Annotated in this window: 21 protein-coding genes; 10 read left to right on the top strand and 11 right to left on the bottom strand. The window is 41.1% G+C overall.

All coding sequences use genetic code 11. The annotated features are described in order from the left end of the window. Positions 1-136: 136 nt before the first annotated feature. From GVX98_RS11950 to GVX98_RS11940, 3 genes are read left to right on the top strand one after another with little or no spacing between them, the layout of a single operon-like run. Positions 137-934 carry a crotonase/enoyl-CoA hydratase family protein gene (locus tag GVX98_RS11950; protein ID WP_159128190.1) on the top strand — a complete coding sequence of 266 codons (798 nt, stop codon included), beginning with the start codon at positions 137-139 and terminating at the stop codon, positions 932-934. A 52-nt stretch (positions 935-986) separates the two neighbouring features. Next, positions 987-1895 (top strand): alpha/beta fold hydrolase, encoded by a 909-nt coding sequence (locus tag GVX98_RS11945; RefSeq protein ID WP_159128710.1) that lies wholly within the window; start codon positions 987-989, stop codon positions 1893-1895. Positions 1896-1901: 6 nt separating this feature from the next. Continuing rightward, positions 1902-2486, top strand: a complete 585-nt coding sequence (locus tag GVX98_RS11940) for a TetR/AcrR family transcriptional regulator (RefSeq protein ID WP_159128189.1) — start codon at positions 1902-1904, stop codon at positions 2484-2486. A gap of 9 nt (positions 2487-2495) precedes the next feature. Here the strand turns inward: GVX98_RS11940 and GVX98_RS11935 are convergent, their stop codons facing one another. Then, on the bottom strand, positions 2496-2972 hold the full coding sequence (locus tag GVX98_RS11935; RefSeq protein ID WP_228148443.1) for a hypothetical protein: 477 nt from the start codon (positions 2970-2972) through the stop codon (positions 2496-2498). Between the two features lie 337 nt (positions 2973-3309). Here GVX98_RS11935 and GVX98_RS11930 point away from each other — a divergent pair, with 337 nt between their 5' ends. After that, entirely contained in the window at positions 3310-3756 is a 447-nt protein-coding gene (locus GVX98_RS11930; RefSeq protein ID WP_159128188.1) for a GNAT family N-acetyltransferase, read from the top strand. A gap of 33 nt (positions 3757-3789) precedes the next feature. Here the strand turns inward: GVX98_RS11930 and GVX98_RS11925 are convergent, their stop codons facing one another. The 4 genes from GVX98_RS11925 to GVX98_RS11910 form a co-directional block, all read right to left on the bottom strand. Beyond that, positions 3790-5664 (bottom strand): diguanylate cyclase, encoded by a 1875-nt coding sequence (locus GVX98_RS11925; RefSeq protein WP_159128187.1) that lies wholly within the window; start codon positions 5662-5664, stop codon positions 3790-3792. A gap of 131 nt (positions 5665-5795) precedes the next feature. After that, positions 5796-6134: an FKBP-type peptidyl-prolyl cis-trans isomerase gene (locus tag GVX98_RS11920; RefSeq protein ID WP_159128186.1), complete on the bottom strand. Its 339-nt coding sequence runs from the start codon at positions 6132-6134 to the stop codon at positions 5796-5798. Positions 6135-6182: 48 nt separating this feature from the next. After that, the gene (locus GVX98_RS11915) at positions 6183-6713 is read right to left on the bottom strand and encodes a YaeQ family protein (protein WP_159128185.1); all 531 of its coding nucleotides are present in this window, start codon (positions 6711-6713) and stop codon (positions 6183-6185) included. 68 nt (positions 6714-6781) lie between these two features. Continuing rightward, positions 6782-7786, bottom strand: coding sequence for a GTP-binding protein (locus GVX98_RS11910; protein WP_216070683.1), 1005 nt, complete (start codon positions 7784-7786; stop codon positions 6782-6784). A gap of 475 nt (positions 7787-8261) precedes the next feature. Between GVX98_RS11910 and GVX98_RS11905 the strand changes: the two genes are divergently transcribed. Further along, complete coding sequence (locus GVX98_RS11905; protein ID WP_004694446.1) at positions 8262-8465, top strand: hypothetical protein; 204 nt, start codon at positions 8262-8264, stop codon at positions 8463-8465. A 244-nt stretch (positions 8466-8709) separates the two neighbouring features. Here the strand turns inward: GVX98_RS11905 and GVX98_RS11900 are convergent, their stop codons facing one another. Beyond that, positions 8710-9231: an acyl-CoA thioesterase gene (locus GVX98_RS11900; RefSeq protein ID WP_004694449.1), complete on the bottom strand. Its 522-nt coding sequence runs from the start codon at positions 9229-9231 to the stop codon at positions 8710-8712. 308 nt (positions 9232-9539) lie between these two features. Further along, entirely contained in the window at positions 9540-10538 is a 999-nt protein-coding gene (locus tag GVX98_RS11895) for a patatin-like phospholipase family protein (RefSeq protein WP_159128184.1), read from the bottom strand. Positions 10539-10676: 138 nt separating this feature from the next. Between GVX98_RS11895 and chrA the strand changes: the two genes are divergently transcribed. After that, on the top strand, positions 10677-11864 hold the full coding sequence (chrA, locus tag GVX98_RS11890) for a chromate efflux transporter (RefSeq protein WP_159128183.1): 1188 nt from the start codon (positions 10677-10679) through the stop codon (positions 11862-11864). Positions 11865-11917: 53 nt separating this feature from the next. On the opposite strand, the gene GVX98_RS11885 is transcribed toward chrA, so the two are convergent. The 3 genes from GVX98_RS11885 to GVX98_RS11875 all read right to left on the bottom strand — a co-directional run bounded on the left by GVX98_RS11885 (position 11918) and on the right by GVX98_RS11875 (position 16496). Beyond that, on the bottom strand, positions 11918-13393 hold the full coding sequence (locus tag GVX98_RS11885; RefSeq protein ID WP_078388425.1) for a sodium:alanine symporter family protein: 1476 nt from the start codon (positions 13391-13393) through the stop codon (positions 11918-11920). 74 nt (positions 13394-13467) lie between these two features. Continuing rightward, positions 13468-14709, bottom strand: coding sequence for a sodium/glutamate symporter (gltS, locus tag GVX98_RS11880; protein ID WP_058869175.1), 1242 nt, complete (start codon positions 14707-14709; stop codon positions 13468-13470). A 506-nt stretch (positions 14710-15215) separates the two neighbouring features. After that, positions 15216-16496 carry a DcaP family trimeric outer membrane transporter gene (locus GVX98_RS11875; protein ID WP_159128182.1) on the bottom strand — a complete coding sequence of 427 codons (1281 nt, stop codon included), beginning with the start codon at positions 16494-16496 and terminating at the stop codon, positions 15216-15218. Positions 16497-17299: 803 nt separating this feature from the next. On the opposite strand from GVX98_RS11875, the gene GVX98_RS16950 reads away from it, so the two are divergent. Further along, a complete protein-coding gene (locus GVX98_RS16950; RefSeq protein ID WP_228716293.1) occupies positions 17300-17533 on the top strand; it encodes a hypothetical protein in 234 nt (77 codons plus the stop codon). Positions 17534-17609: 76 nt separating this feature from the next. On the opposite strand, the gene GVX98_RS11865 is transcribed toward GVX98_RS16950, so the two are convergent. Then, positions 17610-18809, bottom strand: a complete 1200-nt coding sequence (locus tag GVX98_RS11865) for a multidrug effflux MFS transporter (protein WP_159128181.1) — start codon at positions 18807-18809, stop codon at positions 17610-17612. Between the two features lie 141 nt (positions 18810-18950). On the opposite strand from GVX98_RS11865, the gene yccS reads away from it, so the two are divergent. The 3 genes from yccS to GVX98_RS11850 all read left to right on the top strand — a co-directional run bounded on the left by yccS (position 18951) and on the right by GVX98_RS11850 (position 24611). Next, a complete protein-coding gene (gene yccS, locus GVX98_RS11860) occupies positions 18951-21125 on the top strand; it encodes a YccS family putative transporter (protein WP_058952530.1) in 2175 nt (724 codons plus the stop codon). An 85-nt stretch (positions 21126-21210) separates the two neighbouring features. Continuing rightward, the gene (locus GVX98_RS11855) at positions 21211-21771 is read left to right on the top strand and encodes a YcxB family protein (RefSeq protein WP_058869170.1); all 561 of its coding nucleotides are present in this window, start codon (positions 21211-21213) and stop codon (positions 21769-21771) included. Between the two features lie 173 nt (positions 21772-21944). Then, positions 21945-24611, top strand: coding sequence for a sulfite reductase flavoprotein subunit alpha (locus GVX98_RS11850; protein WP_159128180.1), 2667 nt, complete (start codon positions 21945-21947; stop codon positions 24609-24611). Positions 24612-24615: the final 4 nt, after the last annotated feature.

The following is a 24615-nucleotide window of genomic DNA, read 5'->3' as shown; positions in this document are numbered from 1 at the left end:
TTCCACTCAATCTAAACGTCGTTCTTTTTTCGGGGAATCGGATCAAACTGTCGAGTCACAGAATGAATACGCATAAGTTTTGACAGTTTTCTAACAATCGTTTAAAAACTTATAAAACGATGCAGGAATAATCAAAATGTCAGAACAACAAGGCCGTGTCAGTCGCGAAGTTCGCGGTTCATTATTTTTAATTGGTTTAGACCGCGCAGCCAAGCGCAATGCTTTCGATAGTCATATGATTCATGACTTATCACTGGCCCTCACCGAATATGAGGATGATCCTTCACTGCGCTGTGCCGTGATTTTTGCACACGGGGAACACTTTACAGCTGGGCTTGATTTGGTTGAGTTGCAACCCAAACTCACTGCAGGCGTTTTCGACTTTCCCGCGTCACAAATTAACCCTTGGGGCACCAGTTCCAGACCCCGCACCAAACCCGTGGTTGTGGCAGTCCAAGGCTTTTGTTTTACCGCGGGAATTGAACTGATGCTCAATGCCGATGTGGTGATTGCCGATGCCAATACACAATTTGCCCAAATGGAAGTGCAGCGCGGTATTTTACCCTTTGGCGGTGCAACGGTTCGCTTTGTACAAGCGGCGGGTTGGAACAAGGCTATGCGCTATCTACTCACAGGTGACAGCTTCAATGCACAAGTAGCTCTCGATCTCAATTTAATTACCGAGGTCGTAAAAGCATCCACGCCAAATGCTGCATTAGAACGAGCATTGGCCCTTGCAGAATCAATTGCACAAGTTGCACCACTCGCCGTTCAAGCTACGCTGGCTTCTGCGCAACAAGCCGTACAGCACGGTGCAGACTATGCCTTTGCACATTTACAAGAGCACCTCAGCCCGCTACTCAAAACCCAAGATGTCCAAGAAGGTGTCATGGCAATGCTACAACGCCGCCCTGCTCAGTTTAAAGGACAGTAAAGCTCAAAAGTCTGGAACCGACTTTAGTATTTAACAAAAAGAAGAAACGATGATGCAAGCCACAGCCCATTTAGATTCGCCCCAAATTCAAAAACAAACTGTAAAATTTTCAGCAACCGATGGTTATGTACTCGTTGGTACACGTTATCGCTCATCTGAGCCGATCAAAGCCAACATCATTGTTGCCAGTGCAACAGGTGTACCACAGCAGTTCTATCGTCGCTTTGCTGAGTATGCAGTAGCTCTAGGTTATCAAGTCCTAACTTTTGATTATCGTGGTGTGGGGCTTTCTGCACCGAAGCAACTCAAAGGTTTTAGCATGTCCTATTTGGACTGGGGGCAGCTAGACTTGTCGGCTGCCATTGACTCTATCCACAAAGATGACAAACCTATTTTTGTGGTTGGACACTCTTATGGAGGCCAAGCACTCGGTTTAACCCGCAACCATGACCAAGTCACTGCGATGTATTGCTTTGGCACAGGTGCGGGTTGGCATGGCTATATGCCGTTTCGGGAGAAAATGAAAGTACATGTCATGTGGAATCTTATTTTCCCGCCGATGGTTGCACTAAAGGGCTATCTGCCTTGGAGCCTGCTGAAAATGGGCACCGATTTACCTGTGGATGTCTACACACAGTGGCGAAAATGGTGTAAAAATCCGACCTACTTTTTTGCAGATCCAGAGCAACAACACTTACTGGAACAGTATGCACAGGTCAAAACCCCAATCTATGCTGTTTCAGCACTGGATGATGACTGGGCTTTACCCAACTCAAGGCATGCATTTATGCAGCATTATCGACATGCGAACATGCATTATCTCAATATTGAAGCCAATGACTATGGCTTAAAAGAAATTGGACACATGGGATATTTCCGCCAGGGGGCCGAAGCCATCTGGGAAGATATGCTGAACACTTTCAATGGCTATTTATCATCACCAACCACTACGGAACGTTAAAGCTCTATGCGCCCACAAAAACTGAGTAAAGAACAAATCCAGTTGCACTGCATGCAAACCTTTAAAACCCATGGTTATGCAGGCACCAGTATGGATTTATTGGCAAAGTCTTGTGGGCTCAGTAAAGCGGCATTTTATTATTATTATCCCAATAAAGAAGCTTTGGTTTTAGATATTTTGCAAGTTAGCCAGCAATATTTAAACCATAAACTGTTCAGTATCTTGCGTGATACGCACTTAGAGTATTACGTTCGCTTTGAACACGCGCACCAACAAGCGGTCAACTTTTTTAGTATTGGTATTCAAGGCTGCTTAGTTGGGATGCTGTCTTTGGAAATCCCGCATTTATCCGAACAAATTCATCTCAAAATTCAGTCTATTTTTCAAGATTGGGAGTTGGCGTTGTTGCACTATTTTCAACAAGTGATGCCTATCGCTCAAGCTGAGGTACTGGCTAAAATCAGTGTTGCCGATTATGAGGGCGCAATTTTAATGACACGCTTAAAACAGGATGACTTCTATCTAACTCATGTTGCAGAACGAATTCTTAAACACTTATCCATGGCTGTGATGGACGCTGAAGAGGCTTAAGCGAGGAGATCAATCACGAGTACGATGGCTTTTTTTATGCTCGCATCCACTGCGGTCAATATGCGTATAAAACATGCCATAACGACTTACATAGTATTCAAGCGACTGATCATAAAAGCTCCAAAAAATAGACCATTCATTTAAATCCATTTTGCGAATTTGCGTCTGGGTTTTCGCAGGCATTTTGACCAATAATGTGCTTTGCATCAACGTTGCATCTTCTTCGACCGTGAGCAATATCGCTTGATCTAAAAATAGAGTCGCCACGTCATCGAACAGCTCTTGTTCATAAGCATCAACTTCAATAACACGCTCAACCTGAGGTGATATATTGGTATGCGTTGCCATTTGCACAGATGCTGCTTCCGATTCAACCGCTTTTTTTTGTCGCTTCAGAAAGCGGTGCTTTTTTTGAATTTTGATTACAATAATAGATGCCGCAACCAAAGCAATGAGTATGCAAATCATCAGTAAAAATGTCGCCATGCCCTGCTCTCGTAACAAATATTCCCTTTTAAAATACAGCATTATCGCTCAAATAAACATCAAAATAATTAAAGCAGACTGCGTATGAACTCAAATGCTCAATTCGATGACTTGTAATTGGGTGTTGATTCTCAGACCAATTCAAGTGATTCAACACATATTCGCACGAATGTGAAAGGCATCACGATATGTGATTTTTCACTCACAAAATCACTATAAAAAATAATTAATTTAGTGTGATTGAACAACAAAGTTACATCCGTACTAACAGTAATTCAATTTAATAAATACAGTCGCTAGCATGAAATAGCTGTTTCTATAGCTCTAAGAAGAAAAGATGATACGGGCAGCCCAACTTCAAGACATTCCTGAAATTTTAAATGTCGTGCACGACAGTATTCGATCATGTATCAAAGACCATCATCGCCATGAAAGTACGATTCAAATTTGGCTAGAAAATAAAACCCAATCCAACCTGATTATGTGGATGCACTATAACGACAGCTGGGTCTATGTACTCAATCAGCACGTAGTGGGTTTTATTATGGTCAGTGATCAAGGTCGTATTTTACTCAATTATATTTCATCCGCTGAACAACAGCGCGGCATTGGGAAAGCTTTATTAGAAACCGTTATTGAACATCTTAAACGTAAAAAAATTCGTCAAATGAGTTTAGAAAGCACCCAAACGGCATGCACTTTTTATCAAAAACATGGCTTTCAAATCCACGTCCAAGACATCCCAAATCCCAAAATGGTGGCTATGGTTAAACTCTTATCCTAAAGGTGATTGACCGAAGCATGACTCACCTAAAAATCACTCATTTTCATAGGATTCATTGGGCATTTTCATCTGATCACGCCCCGCTTCTTTGGCTTGATACAGTTTTAAATCGGCCGCTTTCATAAGGTCGTGAATATTGGCATAACTCGTTTCACGATCCATCCACGACACTCCCATACTCAAAGTCACATAATCTTTGCCATCTAGGCGGTTATGGTGCTCAAAGCGCGCACTACGCACTGCATCTAAAACGGTTTGCATGATCTGACTAATAATCACAATTGGGACATTATATAAAACAATGGCAAACTCTTCCCCACCATAACGTGCTAAGTAGGCATTATGTGGCAATACTGCACCAATCACTTTCACCAGATTTTGCAGGACTTCGTCGCCCTTTAAGTGACCATAGTAATCATTATAATTTTTGAAATAATCGACATCCATCATGGCAAAAACCAAAGTTGCATGACTATTTTGTTGTGTTTCAACAAAGCGCTGCTGAATTTCTTGATTCAATGCACGCCGATTATAGGCGCCTGTTAAGGCATCAATTTGAATTTGATATTCGAGTTTTTCATTTAAGTCATGTAACTGTGAAGTGCGCTGTTGCACTTTTTGATCTAGAGAATCATTCAATTCAATTAAATTATTATTCAAACGTTCAGTATGGTAAGTCTGATAAGCATAGTTACGTGATTGTTGGAACATCACCAAAAGTGCGTACAGACTGGTAAAGATAAAAGAGAGATGAATCGAATCAATCACATGTAGCGTCAACAAAAAGTCATGAATGAACGATATACACAGCAATACCACGGCGTATAAATTGAGTTTCGAATATTTTTGTTTGGTCTTTAAAGTAATGTAAAAACCATAGGCAAAATTAAGCAAAATAATAATACTAAAAAAAGCGCTATAAAAAGCCAGCTGCTCAAAAACAACTTGCTCGGATAACAAGGTAATGACGATATTCAAGGTCAAAACCAACATGGAAACGGTATAAATCCAATGCTGTAAATAGTGCTGATTGAGCAAATACATATAGCTCAAAAAAAACATGACCGCTAAATAGATAAATAAATATTCTAAGCGTATGCCCCACAACCAGTTGATATCTAGGAAAGTCGTATAAGCATATGGCGCGGTAAAAAGATTATGTAAGGCAAGAAATAAAATAAAAATACCAAAAACAAAAATACTTTTACTATTCCGTTCATCTGAACCACGGAACATCGAGAACATGGTGGTGAACATTCCTACACCAAACACCACGCCACAGATCATGGCGATACTCATCATCAATTGCTGATAATGTCGATTGATGGTTTTAGCAATGCCAATATGCATGGGGCTTTCAAGGCCGCCGCGTAAATTGTTAAAGTTTGAGGCTTGTATACTTAAAGTAAAATAGGGGCCGTCAGGGACAAAATAAGCAATCCGCGGTGCATTTTCTGTTTGCTGTGCTCCCGCATTATCCGCGACATCCCCTAAACGAACTAAAAAATCGCCATTGAGATAAATCCGATAAGCACAATTTTGATTGGGGATATGAATGGCTAATCTTCGGCCAATAAATTCATCCGGAATTTTGAAATGACCGACAAAAGTCCCATAACCCGTATTACTGCCTGTAAGTTCTTGAAATGAAATTGGCAATTCGGTAGTTTTAGAAGGGAGTTTACGATTAGGCTGAGAAATCAGCTCTTGGTCATAATAAGACCATGTACCTTTTAAATAACTGGTGGTTTGTTCGGTGAATTGAATGTCATTGACATTTTTTTGATGCAAATAATACTGCGTGGGCTCAGCTTCATATTGTGCCCACGTCGAAGGTATCAAACTTAAAACCAGCAAACAGCTTAAAACAAACCCAAACAAAGACCGTTTGCTCAATGAGCTATACAAAAGCGACTCTTCCCTTAAATACGCTCTGCCTAATAATTAATCTACAAATGTTTTTCTTAAAAACCAAGTGTTTTTACAAATGAATCAAATACATCCTTGTAATTGACTCTTTTATTTATCAATATTTTTGATTAATCACGTGTTTTTACATCATACAACTCAATTTCAAAAATCAAATTTGAATTGGCAGGAATAATATTACCCATTTTACGCTCACCATAAGCCAAATGTGCCGGCACAATGAGTTTACGTTTACCGCCCACTTTCATGCCTATAATACCTTGGTCCCAACCTTTAATGACACGGCCTGTCCCAATCACGGTTTCAAAGTAGTTTCCACGGTCTAACGATGAGTCAAACTTGGTTCCATCTTCTAACCAGCCCGTATAATGTGTGGTGATTAAAGCACCTTTAACCGCTTCTTTACCTTCACCGACAACTAAATCAATAATTTCTAATTCTGCGCTCATGATTTCACTCCAACCTATTCAATCAATAAATCTAGTTAAACTGTATGCTTATTGCAATTGCGTCCACTCAATAATGGCTTGAGCATGTTCACCAATTAAAGTCCACTCACCATCCATCACATTCAACTGAAGTTGCATGGTACGCTCACACAGGGCTTGAACCGCTTCAGTACTTGCAGTCGACAACTGCCAGATTTCTACATTGTTCAATGTCTTCAACTTACTGTTGCGCTTATACCATTCATCGACAGCTGTGCCATAAGTGACAATCGCCACTTGCTTACAACGTGCACTGGCTTTTTTCACTTTATCTTCGTCTGGGCTGCCCACTTCAATCCATTTCACCAACTGACCCGTGAGGTCCTTTTCCCACAGCGCAGGCTCATTGGTTTCAAATAAGTCTTTGGTAAACTCTAAAGCTTCATCCGCAAAACGTGCAAACGCTAACAAACGCACCATCAAACGCTCAATGGTTTCTGAAGGATGCAATGCCAAAGTCAGTTGATAGTCCCCATATTGGTGGACATCCATATTGGCAATATTCAAATCTGCCTTATAAATTGTAGCTTTAAGCGCCATACATACCATCCTCAAATTTGCCGACTAGCATATAAGATTTCGGCTTTTTTTGCTTAAAACAATTTAAGTCATTGCTCTATGCGACATTCAAAAAGTGCGCTTTCAAAATCCATCCAATCTCTTTCATTTTGAACAATCAATTCAACTCGGTTATCAATCCCTTCTTCCACATCTTGATAGTTAAATTGTTCAGGATTGAAATTAAATGCCTTCCACCCCTGATTGGTATGGAAAATTCCTTTAATCCGTCGCCAATCTTGCTGTTCACAAAGCAAATCTAATAAATCGTAAAAGTTGAAAACCCAACGCTTCGGCATTTTCCAACCAGCAACACTATAACCTTGTGCCGTTTCTACATAGTGATACGGCAACTGTTTAATCTCGGGAAAATCTTGTTGAGTCGCTTTCAACTGTTGCTGAATGTTCAGTAAAGGCTGCTTTAGTCGTTTTGCTCCGATGTACTCAAAATCGATTTGCGCAAGCTCAATCTTGCCCTGCTCTGCCATAAGCCACTGCTGAGCATAAGGCTTATATTCGGTTTGCAGTTTTTCAAGAGCATCTTGATCTGCTTTTTGCATATGAGCTTGATGCGAAACCACCACAATCTGCGCCGCTTTTAATTGATCCTGATAAAGATTTTGTGCTGTCCAAGCATGATCATGTAAACGCGAACCATCCAGCACCGTGATCGGTGCACGCATGTGCAGGGTCGAGTGCCAATGTGGCTCGGTCAGTTGCTCCAGTAACTGTGCTGGATGTCCCAAGCCTGTGGGTTCAATAAACAGCCGATCAGGCTTTTGTTCTGAGAGAAACCGAGACAGTGCAATTTGCATCGGTAGTTGGCTGCTACAACATAAACAACCACCGAGTAATTCTTTCACCGCATAGCCTTCTGTTTGTGGCATGAGCTGTTGATCTACGCCAATTTGCCCAAACTCATTCATCAGTACCGCCCAAACTTCATGTTCCGGTTTCTGACCTAACAAATGCATGAGCAAAGTAGTTTTACCCGCGCCAAGAAAGCCCGAAATAATATGCGTAGGAACCGCCTGCGGCATCGACATCAGTTTCAAAATTTTATACCTAGCATGGAATATAATAAAAACAGCACAATAAAATAAGCTGTCATCTTAATTTAAATAACCAATTTTCTCATCTCAAATCCATGACATCGAACACTCAGCATTCAATTGGCTGACATTTCATTCATCGATACCCGTATTAGACAAACTTCCTTACATTTTACTCAAAACTGAAATTAGGGTTTCGCACTTAATTCGCATGCTTTGTACAGTTTATGTGAGTTTTCAAACATCTATATTGATCATTAATTCTTCATTCCCTCTCAATCTATTCACAAAAAACTTCTACTTGTTACTTAAAGCTTACTATTTTTTCATCATCTGTAGTTTTAGGTAATGTGCACTTTTCACATTGTTGCTTCGATTGAACCGCAGATATTCAGGCGATAGCATGAAGCTCAGTTCAAATTGATGTGATGATCAGTCTGAACTATTTTTATCTATAAAATATAAGGATGCCAAAACCATGAAACTTTCACACTTAATTATTGCAACATCTTTAACAGCTGCGAGCTTTGCAACTTTTGCTGCACCTCAACAAGCGCCAGCTCAAGAAGACAAAGTTGTGGTATCAACCCAAGAAACAGCTGAAACCACAGACTTAAGTGCAAATGCACCAGCTTCGGAAGCATCAGCAGAGCAACCGAATCAAGAAAAAGCCGCTAAATAATTGAAATGTTGAGAGATCCAGTGGCTTTACTCTCCTGCTGGATCGCAACAACTTTTTAGCGTCACTTGAAACCAAGATATATCCTGTCTTGGTTTCTTTTAATTTATGTACATGGACTATAGAAATTCGAGATCAACAGGTGCAGAAAGCCAAATTTGCGTAGTTTGCCCATATGGGCTTCTATTCAAAACATAAACGTCAGACATAAAAAAGATCCCCTATACAGGAGATCGTTTTTTAAAACTTAACTATGCGATGCTTTTTTATAAATACTGCACGAAGGATGATGGTTCTCTTGTAAACGCGCGACCTTACGTTGTTCTGCTGCTTCAAAACGACAGCGCTTCCAGTCATTGTCCAAATTCAACGCAGGAATTTGTTTTGGCTTACCATTTTCATCTACCGCAACCATGGTGAAGTAACAGCTATTGGTATGGCGTACTGTACGCTTTTGAATATTTTGTGCTTCAACACGAATACCAATTTCCATCGAAGTACGACCGACATGGTTCACGCTTGCCAAGAAAGTCACCAACTCGCCCACATGAATCGGCTCTTTAAAATTGACTTTATCAACCGATAAGGTCACCACATAACTTCCTGAAAAACGACTCGCACACGCATATGCCACTTGGTCTAACAGTTTCAAAATGGTGCCACCATGCACATTTCCTGAAAAATTCGCCATATCAGGTGTCATTAAGACCGACATAGTGAGTTCAGACTGGTCATCCGCAGCCGCAGCAATTTGATCTAATGGGGACATCGCGTTCTCTAATTGGTAAGATAATAGGATATGTGACATTTATTATATCGGTTTTGAACGCTAAATTTGGTAACAAAACCATCATTATTATTTATAGTGATTTGACTATCATTCAAAAAAATATATATAAAGAAGACTAAGCTTTTGAATCTATAGGCCTTCTTTAAATTTTAATTTATTCAAAAACATTGTCGCTGTGATATTTTCACAGCATATAAATGGCTTTTAGCCTGATTGGCTGTATTTCGAGTTATAGAAACACATACTAGTCCAGTCCATTCAGGCTTTTATTTTGAAATCACGCGTGATCAATGCGTTCTTACTTGAATACTTTGAATATTCAATTTTTGCTTATAATTTTTCTGCGCAAAAACTTTTTGAATCTGTCCTAACTGTGCAACGGTTGCATCGACCCCAGCTTGCATGGTCAACTCACGTCCGCTGACATCAAAGATATGCACCTTTTCACGTAAGTCTGGCTGAATCACAATATCGGCATTTTTCAGCTCAATTTGTGCAAGGTTCTTTTGCATAATATTGATATTTTGGTTAAACAGCCCCCAAACATTTGAGGTTTCGGTATACATTGGCTGCGCCAGAATATCGACCGCGATAATAATATCCGCCCCTAACTTACGTGCCACATCAACTGGTACTGGGCTGACTAAACCACCATCCACATATTCATCAACACCAATCTTGGTTGGAATGAACATACTCGGGATCGATACAGATGCTCGAACCGCTTGCCCAGTATTGCCATAGTTAAAGACGACTTTTTTACCTTCTTTTAACTGCGTCGCCACCACATACATCGGGATAGGTAAGCGCTGAAGTGGAACATCGCTCACTTGTTCATTGACATAGTCTTCAACTTTTTGACCATCAAAGAAACCTTTCATGTCCAAACGAATATCGCGCACATCATTGGCTTTCATATTCAGCGCAATCTCACGAATTTGATTGGCATTTTTACCGCTGGCATACAGTGAGCCGACGATACTGCCAGCACTCGTTCCCACGATAAAGTCGGGACGAATCCCCGACTGTTCTAAAACTTGAATCGCGCCAATATGCGCATAACCACGTGCACCACCACTCCCCAACACCAAGGCAATGATAGGGCGGTTTTGTTCTTTTTTGAGCTGTTTAAAATTGATCTGGTTAAGTCGCTCTTGAGCTTCCCCTGAGTCAGTTTCGGCTGAAAAAGCCTGATTTGGCGTTTCTTGAGCCACTTTGGGCATGCTTTGACAGCCTGCTAAAGCGAGCAATGTAAACGACATAAGGCTAAGTTTAATGTTCAACATGATTCACCGAGGTTGAGATAGAGCAAAGTTTTCCAGCAGCATAGTGTATGAAAATCAGCAGTGCATGTACTGTTGCTTTTCGTAAAAGCGTCATATTCCAGCATTATAATCTGTTTCAATTTGTCAGCATAATTCAACATGTGCACTCAGCATCTCACTTGCATCTTTCTGCACTTTTTAAAATTGGGCTGCTTGTCTTTTGGTGGACCTGCTGCTCATTTGGTGTTTTTTCACCGTCATTTTGTACAGCAACTTCGATGGTTGAGTGATGCTGAATATGCCCAGTTGGTTGCTCTCGCACAATTGCTCCCAGGGCCGACCAGCAGCCAAGTGGGTATTGCCATTGGTTATCAACTCCAAGGCTACCGCGGTGCGTGCGCGGCTTGGCTCGGTTTTACTTTGCCGTCTATGCTCCTCATGGCATGTTTCGCGGTACTGGGTCAGCAGTATTTCAATCAACTCAGTGCGATGACACTACATAGCATTCAGTTGATCGTTTTTACTGTGGTGATCTGGGTGTTTTGGCAAATGTTGACAAGTTTCTGTAAAACTATTTGGCAATATGTGCTGATGCTACTTAGCACCTTGTTTCTTTACTTTGTGCCATGGTCATTCAGCCAAGTTATCGTCATCTTAGTGGCTGCTCTGGTCGGTATTTATTTCGCATCGGATTCGACATCAAAGTTTCAAGACAGCAGCTTAAAATCAAAAGTCCAAGCAAAGCAGACTTATCTTTGGCTAATTGCCTTTGTTTTGCCTTTTGTGGTTTTTATGGTGTGGCATTCATCTTCTTCACTGTTCTCACAGAGCCTGTTTAGTTTTTACCAAGCAGCATCTTTGGTTTTTGGTGGCGGGCATATTATTTTGCCACTTTTACATCAGGACTTCGTCGTCAGCCATATTTTATCTGCCGAACAATTTGACTTAGGTTATGCGCTGGCTCAACTCATGCCCGGCCCCTTATTTAGTTTCGCCAGTTACTTAGGTGCTTTATTACCTTTAACGCCATTTGTTTGGCTGAATGTGATTCTAGCCACTTTAGCAATCTTTCTACCCTCATTCTTTTTAATCTTTGCTACTTTGCCTTATTGGTCTTGGCTTATGCAGCAAGCTGCGATCCGGAAAGCCGTGATTGGGATCAATGCGGCAGTGGTCAGTTTACTGCTGTGTTTAGTGATACAAATGGGACAAAGTTATTTCAAGCATTGGACTGACATAGTTTTTGTAATCGCTTTTATTTTAATGCTTCGAACCAAACTCCCGATTTGGCTAAGCCTGATTTTAAGTTTTGCACTCTATCAGCTGTTCTTTTACTTTAGCGGTTAAATAGCCATAAAAAAGCCCCTATCAATGTAGAGGCTTTTTTATGTACTAAGTGATTACCAAATGTCTGATTTCACTTTGTCTTTAAATTTAGGATGGTTATCCAATTTAAATACTGGCTCTTTCACACCTTGTTTCAGCTGTGCCAAATAGTCTTTTAACAGCATCAATAAGAATGGTGTTAACAGCAAAATAGCAAACAAGTTAATAGTGGCCATGATACCCATGAACAAATCCGCAGTGTTCCAAATGAGAGGCACACTCATCACTGAGCCGAGATACACCATAATCAAAACAAAGATACGGAAGACGAACATCACCTTGGCATTGTTATTGATAAATTGCACATTCCCTTCAGCATAGGCATAGTTACCAATGACTGATGAAAAGGCAAACATGAACAAAATCGTTGCAAGGAAGTCATCACCCCAAGAACCAATTTGGCTCTCTAAAGCCATTTGGGTGAGCGCTACGCCTTCAAAGCCCGCATCATGATAAAGTCCTGATGCCAAAATAATAATCGCTGTACATGAACACACCACGAAGGTATCCACAAATACACCGAGCATTTGTACCAAACCTTGGTTTACAGGGTGCTTTACATCCGATGCAGCTGCCGCATTCGGTGCTGAACCCATACCGGCTTCATTAGAGAATAAACCACGTTTAATCCCCATCATCATTGCCATAGAAACCATCGCACCGAAGAAACCACCAGCAGCAGCTTCAAACTCAAAAGCTTTAGAGAAAATGAGCTGGAAGATATCAGGTAAAATAGCGTAATTAATTACGGCGATATATAAAGCAACAGCCAAATACAACAAGGCCATCAATGGCACAAAACTTTCTGCCACTTTGGCAATACGTTTGATCCCACCAAAGATAATCATTGCGGTCAGCAAGACTAGACCTAGTCCAACCCAAGACACCACAATATGAATGCCGCCGAGTTCAAATGCTAGATTGGCTTTATCCCATCCCCATGCATGTGCTGTTGCACCTGTAATTGCATTGGCTTGTACTGCGTTAAACACAAAACCATAGGTTGAAATAAGCGCAACAGCAAAGACTACACCCAACCATTTTTGTTTCAGGCCTTGGGTAATATAGTAGGCAGGTCCACCACGGAACTGTTTATTTTCTTGGTCGCGCACCTTGAACAACTGTGCAAGAGATGACTCAACAAAAGCCGAACTCATGCCTAAAAATGCAGTGACCCACATCCAAAATACTGCACCCGGCCCACCAATCGCAATTGCGATCGCAACGCCCGCAACATTACCCACACCTACACGACTTGCAAGCCCAGTGACAAAAGCCTGAAAAGGTGTAATGCCATGATCATCATCACATTCCTTACGGCTTGATTTCATGACCTTGATGCTGTGCAAAAATAAGCGAACCTGTACTGCACCCGTAATTAGGGTGTAAAACAAACCGACCGCAACAAGGAAAATCACCAAAAAGTCCCACAGAGGTCCATTCAGTGTATTCACCCACCCGAGTAATGTTTCATTTAATTGATCATTCATCTCGATATCCTAATTATTGTGAGAGACCTGAAAGCAAAAAAGCCCTAGTTTCCTAGGGCAAATTGCATTTCTAATTAGTTAAAATATTGCAAAATAGACTGAATGACAGCCACGTTAATCAAGTCTACAAAGAATGCGCCACATAAAGGCACAATCAAGAATGCCTTGTGCGAAGGACCATACATGTTGGTAATCGCCTGCATGTTTGCAACCGCAGTCGGGGTTGCACCCATACCAAATCCACAGTGACCCGCAGATAACACCGCAGCATCGTAGTTTTTACCCATCACACGGAATGTCACAAATGCAGCATATAAGCCCATCGTAATCGTTTGTGCACCTAAAATCACCACAAGCGGACCAGCAAGGTCAGCCAATTGCCATAATTTCAATGAAAGCAAAGCCATCGCAAGGTACAACGACAATGATGCATTACCAAATACATCAATCGCACGGTCAAAGATTTGAACTTTGAAAATACCTTCCAACACATTACGTAAAATCACACCACCTGCAAGCGCCCAAACAAAAGTCGGTAACTCAAGCATTGTGCCTTTCATATGGCCGGTCATAAAGTCAGCAAAAGCCAAACAGCCTGCAAACAAACCTAATGTGGTAATCGCATTATCCGCAGTGATTAAACGCACACGATGTGGATATTCAAACGGTACATATTCTGTTGAATTAATATCAGTCAGTGGCGTGTTATCACTCTTTTCAATTTGTTCATTGGTACGTGGCGTCGCCAATTGATAGCGGTTAATGAGTAACTTCGCTAAAGGGCCACCAATCAAACCACCAATAATCAAACCAAATGTCGCACTCGCCATACCCAAAGCTAATGCACCTTGGATACCATGTTTAACTTCTAAAATTTCACCCCAAGCACCCGCAGTACCATGACCACCAGTTAAGGTAATTGAACCTGCAATCAAACCAATAAGTGGGTCAATACCCAATAAAGTTGCAAGGCTAATGCCGACAAAGTTTTGCACCACAATAAATGATGCGACAGCCATCAAGAAAATAACCAGACCAATTCCGCCTTCGCGCAATTTGGCAAAGTTTGCACTTAAACCAATTGAGGCGAAGAAAATCAGCATAAAACTTGTTTGCAATTCGCTACTGGTCGTGATGCTATAGCCCCAAAGACTATGCACAACCAAGGAGATAATCGCTGCAACTAAACCACCTGCGACAGGTTCAGGAATGTTGTAGCGTTTCAAGAAACCAATTTTATTTACCAAGAAGCGGCCAAGTAACAAAACGATGACAGCAGCAATCAAGGTATAAAAAGCGTTAAAAGTAAATTCCATGACAATTGTCCATAAAGCGGATGCTTAGATTTTGTTATCTGGCTAATAAGCCACCGAATCCATTGATACTTCAAGAGATATTTCGTAAATCTGAGACAAACTCAGTCTTGCGTATGGAAATTCAGGCAACGGGTAAATTGGTAACAAACTAAGCGATCTGATGCATAACATGTTCAGTTCTACACGATGAGTAAACTGAAATAACGTAATGCCCAATAATGTTTGGACACAGATACGGTTTTTTGAAAAAAATCACAAAACCGCCCCATATTGGCTCAAAAACAACCAATAAAAGTACAATATGGGCGAAAGACCGACATTATGCAGATTTTTTATAGATAATCTTTATTTTTTTACAATAATTTCCAACTATTTCACTTATTCTTTTCTGACCTAATACTTAAGTCTATATTCAGAATGTATTTAGTCTGTATAAATTTGTCGACTAAAACAAAACAGGAGCCTAAAGCTCCTGTTTTTAAAACCGCAACTATTTCATCACATGATTAGAAGCTGTATTTCGCCATTAAGCCAACACGGTTGTCTTTGTAGCTATCCCCAGCAAAGGTATCACGTTTACCATTGATATATTCAACACCTAAATCTAAAGGCTTAACTGGTGAATAGATGAAGTTAATCCATGCTTGATAAACTTCTTCATTTGCAGCTGTGTTTAAACGCGCGTAATCAGTACCATCATCCGCAAAGAGTGCGCCATACGCTAAAGTCGAGCGTAATTTCTCGTTGAATTTATACGTACCACCAACTTGTACACCAAATGCTTCATTTTGTGCGATCTTGCCATTTGCAGCATCAACTACATATGAAGAATTACTGCCATACAAGTAGTTACTGTTACCATCCACATAAGACACATCAGCACTTATTTTTAGCGGGTCCATTACTTGATAATTTACACCTGCAGCTAAGCCCCAAGCTGTATCAGAGTCATCAGCCGATTTATAGTTTTCAACTAAAGCACGTGCAGACACAGAGCCTTTACCGCCAGCAAAACCTTGTGTCAATTTCGCTGTTAGGTTTGGTACGCTATATTTAATACCAGTACCACTACCATTGCCTTCTTCAGCCGAAATAAATAATTTGGTTGCAGGTGCTAAATTAAAGCCATAACGTACTTGTGGAATACGTGCTGTACCGCCACCCACGTTAGTCCCAAAGTCAATCATTTCTGGTGCATGGTTAGACAGGAAGTTAGATGTGGTTTGACCAAACAACCAGCTGTTATAAGTCAAATATGCATGACGAATACGCAATGCTTCATTTGTCCCAGCAAAGTCCACTTCTACTTTACCACCCAGTTTGTTATCACCACCAACATTGGTATTGAAATCTAAACCTAAACGTGTCGTTTTTGCTGTCGCGCGCAATTTATCCTTAACAGATGCAGGATCATTTGCACCACTTCCACCTACTTTAGCAACACCATTGAAGTCGTCATCTGCACCTTCAATAATGTAGTTTGCATCGCCACGAACAAAACCATACAAGTTAATGTCTGCGCCAGACTTAGATTTGAACGAAGATAGTGGAGATTCAGCTTTTACAGGAGCTGGCTGTGTTTTCACTTGTTGAATCTGAACTGCTTGTTGTTGTTGAACTTGTTGCTGTTGTTGCATTAATGCTTTTAGCTCTGCAACCTCAGCACGTAACTGAGCGAGTTCTTGTTGTTCTTTGGTTGCAGCATGAGTTGTTGTCATCATCAGAGCAGCCACACTAAGTGCTAGGCTTTGAGCTATAAATGGCTTTTTATTGAGGGCTAAACGCATACACAAACTTCCTTTATTACATTGTTAATAGTGAATCAAAAATTCCATTTCAGTAAAATTTTTTGCACAAAAGACCACTCCGTTTTGGTCTTTTCCTATGCAAAGTAATCTTATAAAGATGAAAAATCGCACATTTCGATGTTTTAAGATATGACCTTTTATTACTCTTGCCACTAAAGTCTAATGCACGTAATTTCAAACTATAATTGATGTTATTCGCGATTGGCTTTGAATCATCAAATTACAATTTAGACAGACTTTTGCAATAATTAAGTAACAATTCTTCATATTTTCTTAAATATAGACTGAGTTTTATTTGAGATCTATATTTTTTTCTTATAACTAAAGTCTTAGTCTAATAGATAACCACCTATGCCCAATGATGGGTCAAAATCACACCTTTGCACCAAAAAAGCCTAACTATTCAGACGATTATTGAGCATGATAAATAAAATATCCCCAAGCACGAATACACGGTTATGGCAAATAGGTGTGCTCATAGGAAAACTCCTAACAAAATGTTTGAGCAAACCTGTCATACTCAATTTAGACCGTCTGAACATCCTGAAAAAACATCGAACAACAAAAAAGTTTTGTATTTTATCCGAAAAAATTGATTTCGCCTTTTATTGAGCACCGCAGTGAAAATGGTTAGGGCTCGTATGGCTTGCATAATATTCAAAAAGGTGAAAAAGCGAAAATCGCACAGTAGCAATCACGTAATGACCAATCTTTTTTAACGCACCTGTCGGACTATTCTACACAGTCAATCAAGCCATGGGCATCGGCGCGAAAATATTGCCATGATAATACAAAATGTGATTATTGCAGCCAAAGTACGAGTCTTAGAGACTTGCCCACAAGCCGCATGGAATCATCTTCATGCTCTAGTGCTGAATATACTTGATGCTGCACAATTTGAAGAATTGGTCTGCGGCATGGCACTGGGTTATGCGGATCCTAAGCAGATCGTCAATCACTTTATAACACCACGCGTACCAGTTGAAGATTTTGCAGTATTATTAAATAATGACTAAGATTTAAAGCATTCATTTAAATAACAAAAGAGAATAAAATAAGTCTCTTTTTTTTATATAGTCACAACTTCAATTTTTAGGCTTTTTCGTGCTCAAGCTTAAACACATAATACAAAGCCAAAGCCACAAAAATAGCCATGACAATGGCCATATTCAAAAGTTCCGACCAGAGTAGAAAATTAAGAGTCACGCCACAAAGTAGACCACAACCAAATTGCATGCTGCCCATAATCGCACTAGCCGTTCCTGCCCGTGCACCCTGCTCAGACATTGCAATCGCCATGGCATTTGGCCCTGTAAAACCGATTGCTGCGACAGCGAGAAACATCCCTGCGCAAACGATATATAACGGTGCATGCGTCATGCTACCCGCTACCAACAGCAGCCCCACACCAGCCAACTGCAAAAAACTGCCTAATTTTAAGCGCTGAAAAACACTTAACTTTTGTGCCAAGCGCTTATTTAAGGTTGAGAACAGCATAATCCCAAGCGCATTGGCACCAAAGGCATAGGCAAAAACTTGCTGACTTAAGCCGTAACCATCCATCAGAATGGCAGCAGAAGCACTGATATAACAAAAGAGTACAGCCCCAGCAAAACATCCAACAAACATCGGGCGTCTAAAGCTCGAATCTTGCAGAATCGCCCCGTAGAGGTTTAAAACTTGATTAAAGTTAAGCTTTAAACGACGCTTTGGATCTAAAGTTTCTTCAAAGAAAAAGTGTACGCAGCACAGGCTTCCCAAACCAACGACCATCAAAAAGGCAAAAATACTATGCCAACTACTGAAACTCAGTACCAGCGCGCCTAAACTGGGTGCAATAATCGGCGCGATGGTGGTCACGATCATCATACTGGCAAATGCTTGGGCTGAGGCTTGCATATCTAAACGGTCACGAATCGCAGCACGGGCAATCACCACACCTACACAACCGCCTAAGGCTTGCAAAACCCGAGCAGCAATGAGACTCCACTCACTGTTTGCAAACACACACAGTAAACTGGCAATAATGTAGAGACTCATGCCAAAATACAGCGGTTTTTTCCGCCCAATTCGGTCACTTACTGGCCCATAAATCAGTTGCCCAATAGCCAAGCCTAAGAAGTACGCAGGTAAGCTGTTGGCCACCATTTGTGTGCTTACCCCAAAGTCATTCGCCATTTGTGGCAAAGCGGGCAAATACATATCAATCGACAGTGGACCGAGTGCAGTCAGTGAAGCAAGTAAGAGAATCCAAGCGTTGGAATAGACCGCTTTTTCCTGTGTAGTCGACATAGGATTAATTTATGTTTTGGAAGGAGAGTTTGCAGACAAGTTTACACGCTCCATAGTATGATTTATACCAGAGCAGGTGAAATTTCACATATTCTCATATTTGAAAATTGTCCAACCCTAAGCGACAAACAAAGGTGCCCTTTGAAAGCATGGCTGACCAGTCTAAAACAGGCTACTTATAATACAACCTTCATGTATAACCTCCGCATGGTCATTACTTTTGCAGGGACTGCTTTTGTTCCATATTTTATGGGTTTTCAACTGGCAACTATTCCGCTGACACTCGGCGCAGTTGCTGCTGGTTTAAGTGATATTGATGACCGCTTTTCCGTGCGAATCATGAATTTAATTTTTACCTATATTGGCTTTTTCATTACTGCAACGTCGATTTACTTTTTATTTCCGCACCCAATTTTATTCGCACTGGGTCTAATCGTTTCGTGTATTGGTCTAATTTTACTGGGTTCACTGGGACGTCGTTATGCCACGATTTCCTATGGTTGCTTAGTGGTTTCGGTTTACTCCATGCTCGGTGTCGGACTTTTTGACAACTGGTATACACAACCGTCTCTGCTAGTGATTGGGGCAATTTGGTATAGTGTTATTTCAACCATCAGTTTTCTGCTCTTTCCCGTTCGTCAGGTACAAGACAATCTATCGAAGTGTTATTCCTCACTCGCCGATTTTCTGTTTGCAAAATCCAACCTGTTTGATGTCGATATGACAGCAAACAGCTATCAACAGAGCATGATTGAACTGTCGTTGGAAAATGGTAAATTAATTGCAATTTTCAACGACATGAAAACCGCCCTACTCACCCGTTTAAAAGGTGACCGTGGACAACGGGATACCCGTCGCAGCCTGCAATATTATTTTGTGGCGCAAGATATTCACGAGCGGGCAGATTCAGCACATATTGACTATCAAAAACTGGCGAAAATTTTTCAACACAGCGATATTTTATTCCGCTTTCAACGAATCTTATCTATACAAGCCAAAGCCTGTAAGGACTTAAGCAGCAGCATTTTAAACCGTCAAACCTATACCCATAATAAGCGCTTTAAACATGCATTTGAAAACCTCCGTTTATCATTAGAAAAGCTCAGAGACGAACAACAATACGACCAAATTTGGGTCAATGCTCTGTTTTCGTTGTATCAAAACTTAAAGTCTATTGATGCGCAGCTACGTAATTTAGAAACTGAACGTAATATTAAGCTCGATAAAACCAAACATATCGAAAGCCAGCTCAAAGATGATGACCTGAAAGGCTGGGATGACATTAAAGTTCGGATTAAACAACATCTCACCCCAGAGTCGGTGTTATTTCGACACGCGATTCGTCTGTCTATCGTGCTGTTAGTTGGATATATCTTTGTTCAAGTCACCAACATTGAATATGGGTACTGGATTCTACTTACAGCACTCTTTGTCAGTCAGCCCAATTTCAACGCAACCAAACGTCGTTTACGTTTACGTATCGTAGGGACTTTGGTCGGAATCATTTTAGGGTATGCCGTATTGTACTTTGTACCTTCGATTGAAGGACAACTTCTCGTCTTGGTCATCAGCGGGGTACTTTTCTTTGAGCTTCGCAGTAAACAATACGCTCAAGCCACCGCTTTCATCACTATTTTGGCGCTGATTAATTTCAACTTAGATGGTATGGGATACGAAGCTGCTCTTCCGCGCATGATGGATACCTTAATTGGCTGTGGACTGGCATGGTTAGGTGTGAGTTTCATTTTCCCAGACTGGAAGTTCCGTCGCCTACCCCGCACAATTTACCGTTCGCTTTCCGCTCAATGTGATTATTTAGCTGAGGTGATTGAACAATATAAGTCTGGACGCAACAACGGCCTGAATTATCGCGTGGTCCGTCGTGCGGCACACAATACCGATGCCGAAGTTGCTTCACTCATTTCAACCTTAGCCACCGAGCCCGATTTTGACCCAACGCAAAAAAGCTTAGCGTTTGAGTTCTTGTGTCTCAATCATACCTTTATTAGCTATATTGCAGCTTTGGGGGCTCATCGTGAAAAAATTGATGACCCTCAAATTTTAGAATTGATGGATCGCGCTTTTGACAATATCCAAGGTGCGCTACTGCGTGATGAAATGCCTGATTTAACGGCGCAGAATATGCTACAGACCATACGTCAGCGTTTAAGCCAAAATAATGAGGAAGATCAAAAAGCACTGATTATTTTGCAGCAGCTTTCCTTGATGTTTAGCATCTTGAATCAGTTCAGTCGTTTGAAGCAAAGTTTAAGCCACGAACGGGATCATGAGGCCACAGAACTGGCTTCATTATAATTTGGGTGATTTTGGAACAATATACTCACTGAAATGCTCTAAATGATGCTAAACTTTTTGCAGTTTTAGATCTGTTACTTTCACTATGACCGCGAAAAATTTATACGCTTATACTTTACAGCCTGTGACCTATGAAATCACTGAGGCTGAACAACGCGATGCTCAATTAAAAATTTGGCGTAGCACAAACAAAATTAGCATGAAAGCTTGGATCATCATGGCTGTGGTTACAGCCCTTTCGATTCTTGGCCTAATTTTACTTAAGAATTATTCAACCATCTTTTGTTGGGTTGCTCTCGCCTGTGTTCTAACTTACCTTTTAGTCCGTAAGTTCGGTTTAGAGTGGTATGTGAAGCGCAAAATGAATGAATTTCCAGTACAGGAAATTAAAGGTATTCGTTTAGGTGTACAACCTCACGGTCTAATTATGCGCCAGAAAATGGGCATGCAAGAAGGTGTCGGTGCAATCGGTTGGAAAGACATCTACGAATGGTATAACACACCTGAGTTTTTGTTGATTAAATTCAAAGTGAAAGGCGAAGAAGGTGCATACATTCTGCCAAAACGCATGGATAGCAAAAACTTCTCGTTTAATACGATTCGTAAACATTTAAAAGAAACAGTCGGTGAAGCGCAGCCACTTTAAGTCCTGCCTTTCTCTTCTATAAAAAAACCTCCAACTTTTGGAGGTTTTTTTATATCCTAAACTCTCGAATACAAATGATAATGAGAATAAATATTAATTTCTAAATCCATATTATCTTCTCAATCTTCAGGTATAATTTCCGCACAACAAATCGCTCACCATTAAGTATCGCCATGTTTAAAAAAACATTTTTCCAAGTGCATTGGTTTTTGGGAATCACTGCGGGTCTTATCCTGTCGCTTATGGGCGTCACAGGGGCCATCTATTCTTATGAACAACAAATCTTAAAATGGATGAACCCAGATAGCTACACCGTTCAAGCAACACAAAACAATAAATTAACCCCTGCTGAGCTGTATCTACATTTCCAAAAACAAGATTCTGCCATCAAAATCAATAGTATTACGATTGCTCAAGAGCCAAGCACTTCAAGTACGGTCAATATCGAGAAAGAAGGCGCACGTCGTGGTTATAACATGATGGTGAACCCGTATACTGCTGAAGTCTTACCCGAAGTTAAAGGCCGTGAGTTTTTTAACTTTATTCAACAGTTGCACCGTAATTTAACCGTCGGTCCTGTCGGTAAACAAATTACTGGCGCTTGTACCCTCATGCTTATTTTCTTTGTATTGAGTGGCCTGTACTTACGTTGGCCCAAACGTCATTCCATCAAACAATGGTTTTTTATTAAACCTAAATTGAAAGGACGTAACTTCATTTGGGATTTGCATGCTGTTGTTGGTACTTGGGTGGTGATCTTTTATCTGATCTTGGCCTGTACAGGACTGTACTGGTCTTATGATTGGTGGCGCGATGGCATGTTTAAAGTCCTCGGCGTTGAACGCCCACAAGCACAAATGCAAGAAGGACCCCGTCCAAATACTGGTGCAGCTCAAGGCCCACGTGGCGAACAGGCTGGTGCTCGTGGTGGCGAATCACGTGAGCAAGGTCGTGGCGGGCCACAAGGTGAGCACACTGCACGTGGCGAACGTGGGCAAAGCGAACAACATGGTGAGCGTAAAGGCTTATCTTCTGAACAAGTGCAAATTGCTTTAACCCAAACATGGACAGGATTTAACGCACAAGTTGGTCGAGACTATTCAACCCTGACCCTAAATATTCCGAAAAAGCCTGACGGTACACTTGAGCTTTCATTTGTAGATGCAATTCCACAGCATGAGCGGGCGCGAAACTCAGCGGTCTTCAACTATCAAACTTCACAAATTGAAAAAATGGAGTTGTATGAGCAGAAGAAGCTGAATGAAAAAATCATGAGCAGTATGCTTCCTGTGCACCGTGGTAGCTTCTTTGGCCCAATTTATCAATTCTTTGCCATGTTTGCATCACTGATGATGCCACTGTTCTTTGTAACCGGTTGGATGCTATATCTAAAACGTCGTAAGCAGAAGAAACTCACTCAGCAAGCCCGTGGTGGAGCATTGAATGTTCCGGTCGATCCACATGCGAAACCATGGCTCATTGCCTATGCAACTCAAACGGGTGTTTCTGAACAAATTGCTTGGCGTACTGCAACCAGCTTACAAGAAGCAAGACAACCTGTAAGTGTTAAAGCTGTGCAACACTTAACACAGGATGACTTAAAAGCTGCTGAGCAAGTGCTTTTTGTTGCAAGTACTTATGGCACGGGTGAAGCACCTGACTTAGCCAGTAGTTTTGAAAAGAAATTTTTAAATACAACTTTGGATTTGTCACACCTTCACTATGCCGTGTTGGCTTTAGGCTCTCAAGAATATCCTGACTCCTATTGTAGTTTTGGACATCGTATTGACCGTTGGTTAAAAGCCAATGGCGCACATGCTTTGTTTGAAATAATTGAAGTCAACAACGCAGATAACAATGATATTCAACGTTGGAACAGTGCTCTTGCCTCTGCAACCAAACTTGAGCTTCAAGCCATGAATATTGACAAAACCTTTGATCAATGGAATTTGGCACAACGTGAAGTACTCAATCCAAATAGTGTCGGAGCACATGCTTATAATATTGAGCTAAAAACCAACTTCGATGCAACATGGCAAGCAGGTGATATTGCTGAAGTTCAACCAGGTAACAGCACCGCACGTATCCAAGCCTTCATGCAAAAGCATCATATTGCAGCACAGAGCATCGTTGAGTCTTTAGCCATTTCAATTGAGCAAGCGCTTTGGGATAAGAACCTCAACACAGAGATTGAGCCTTTTGCCAATTTGGAACATTTACTGGAACAGTTGAGCCTTTTACCTACACGTGAATACTCGATTGCAAGTGTACCGACTCAACAAGTGTTACGTTTGGTCGTGCGCCAACAGCAAGATTCAGAAGGTGAACTGGGCTTAGGTTCTGGTTGGTTAACCCAACATGCCGAGCTTCAACAACCTATCGCATTACGTATTCGTACCAATGAATCATTCCATTTGATCAATGACAACCGTCCTATCATTTGTATTGGAAACGGCACAGGCATCGCGGGTTTAATGAGTCTACTCCATGCACGTACACGCCTAGACTACACTCAAAACTGGTTGATCTTTGGTGAGCGTCAACGTGAACATGATTTCTTCTATCAAAGTACGATTGAAGCGTGGCAAACCACAGGCATGCTACAACGATTAGATTTAGCGTTCTCGCGAGATCAAGCAGAGAAAGTCTATGTACACCATAAACTACGTGAACAAGCCACTGAGCTTAAAACATGGGTTGAAAATGGTGCCGTAATTTATGTCTGCGGTAGCATTAATGGGATGGCGAGCGATGTCGATGCTGCGCTAATTGAAATCTTAGGCGAAGAAAAATTAGATCAATTACGTCAAGAAGGTCGTTACCGTCGTGATGTTTACTAAACAC

The sequence above is a fragment of the Acinetobacter sp. 8I-beige genome (assembly GCF_902505955.1).
GTDB classification, from domain to species: Bacteria; Pseudomonadota; Gammaproteobacteria; order Pseudomonadales; family Moraxellaceae; genus Acinetobacter; species Acinetobacter johnsonii.
The sequence above is the reverse complement of the archived record's forward strand: the minus strand, read 5'-3'. Positions and strand labels throughout refer to the sequence as shown.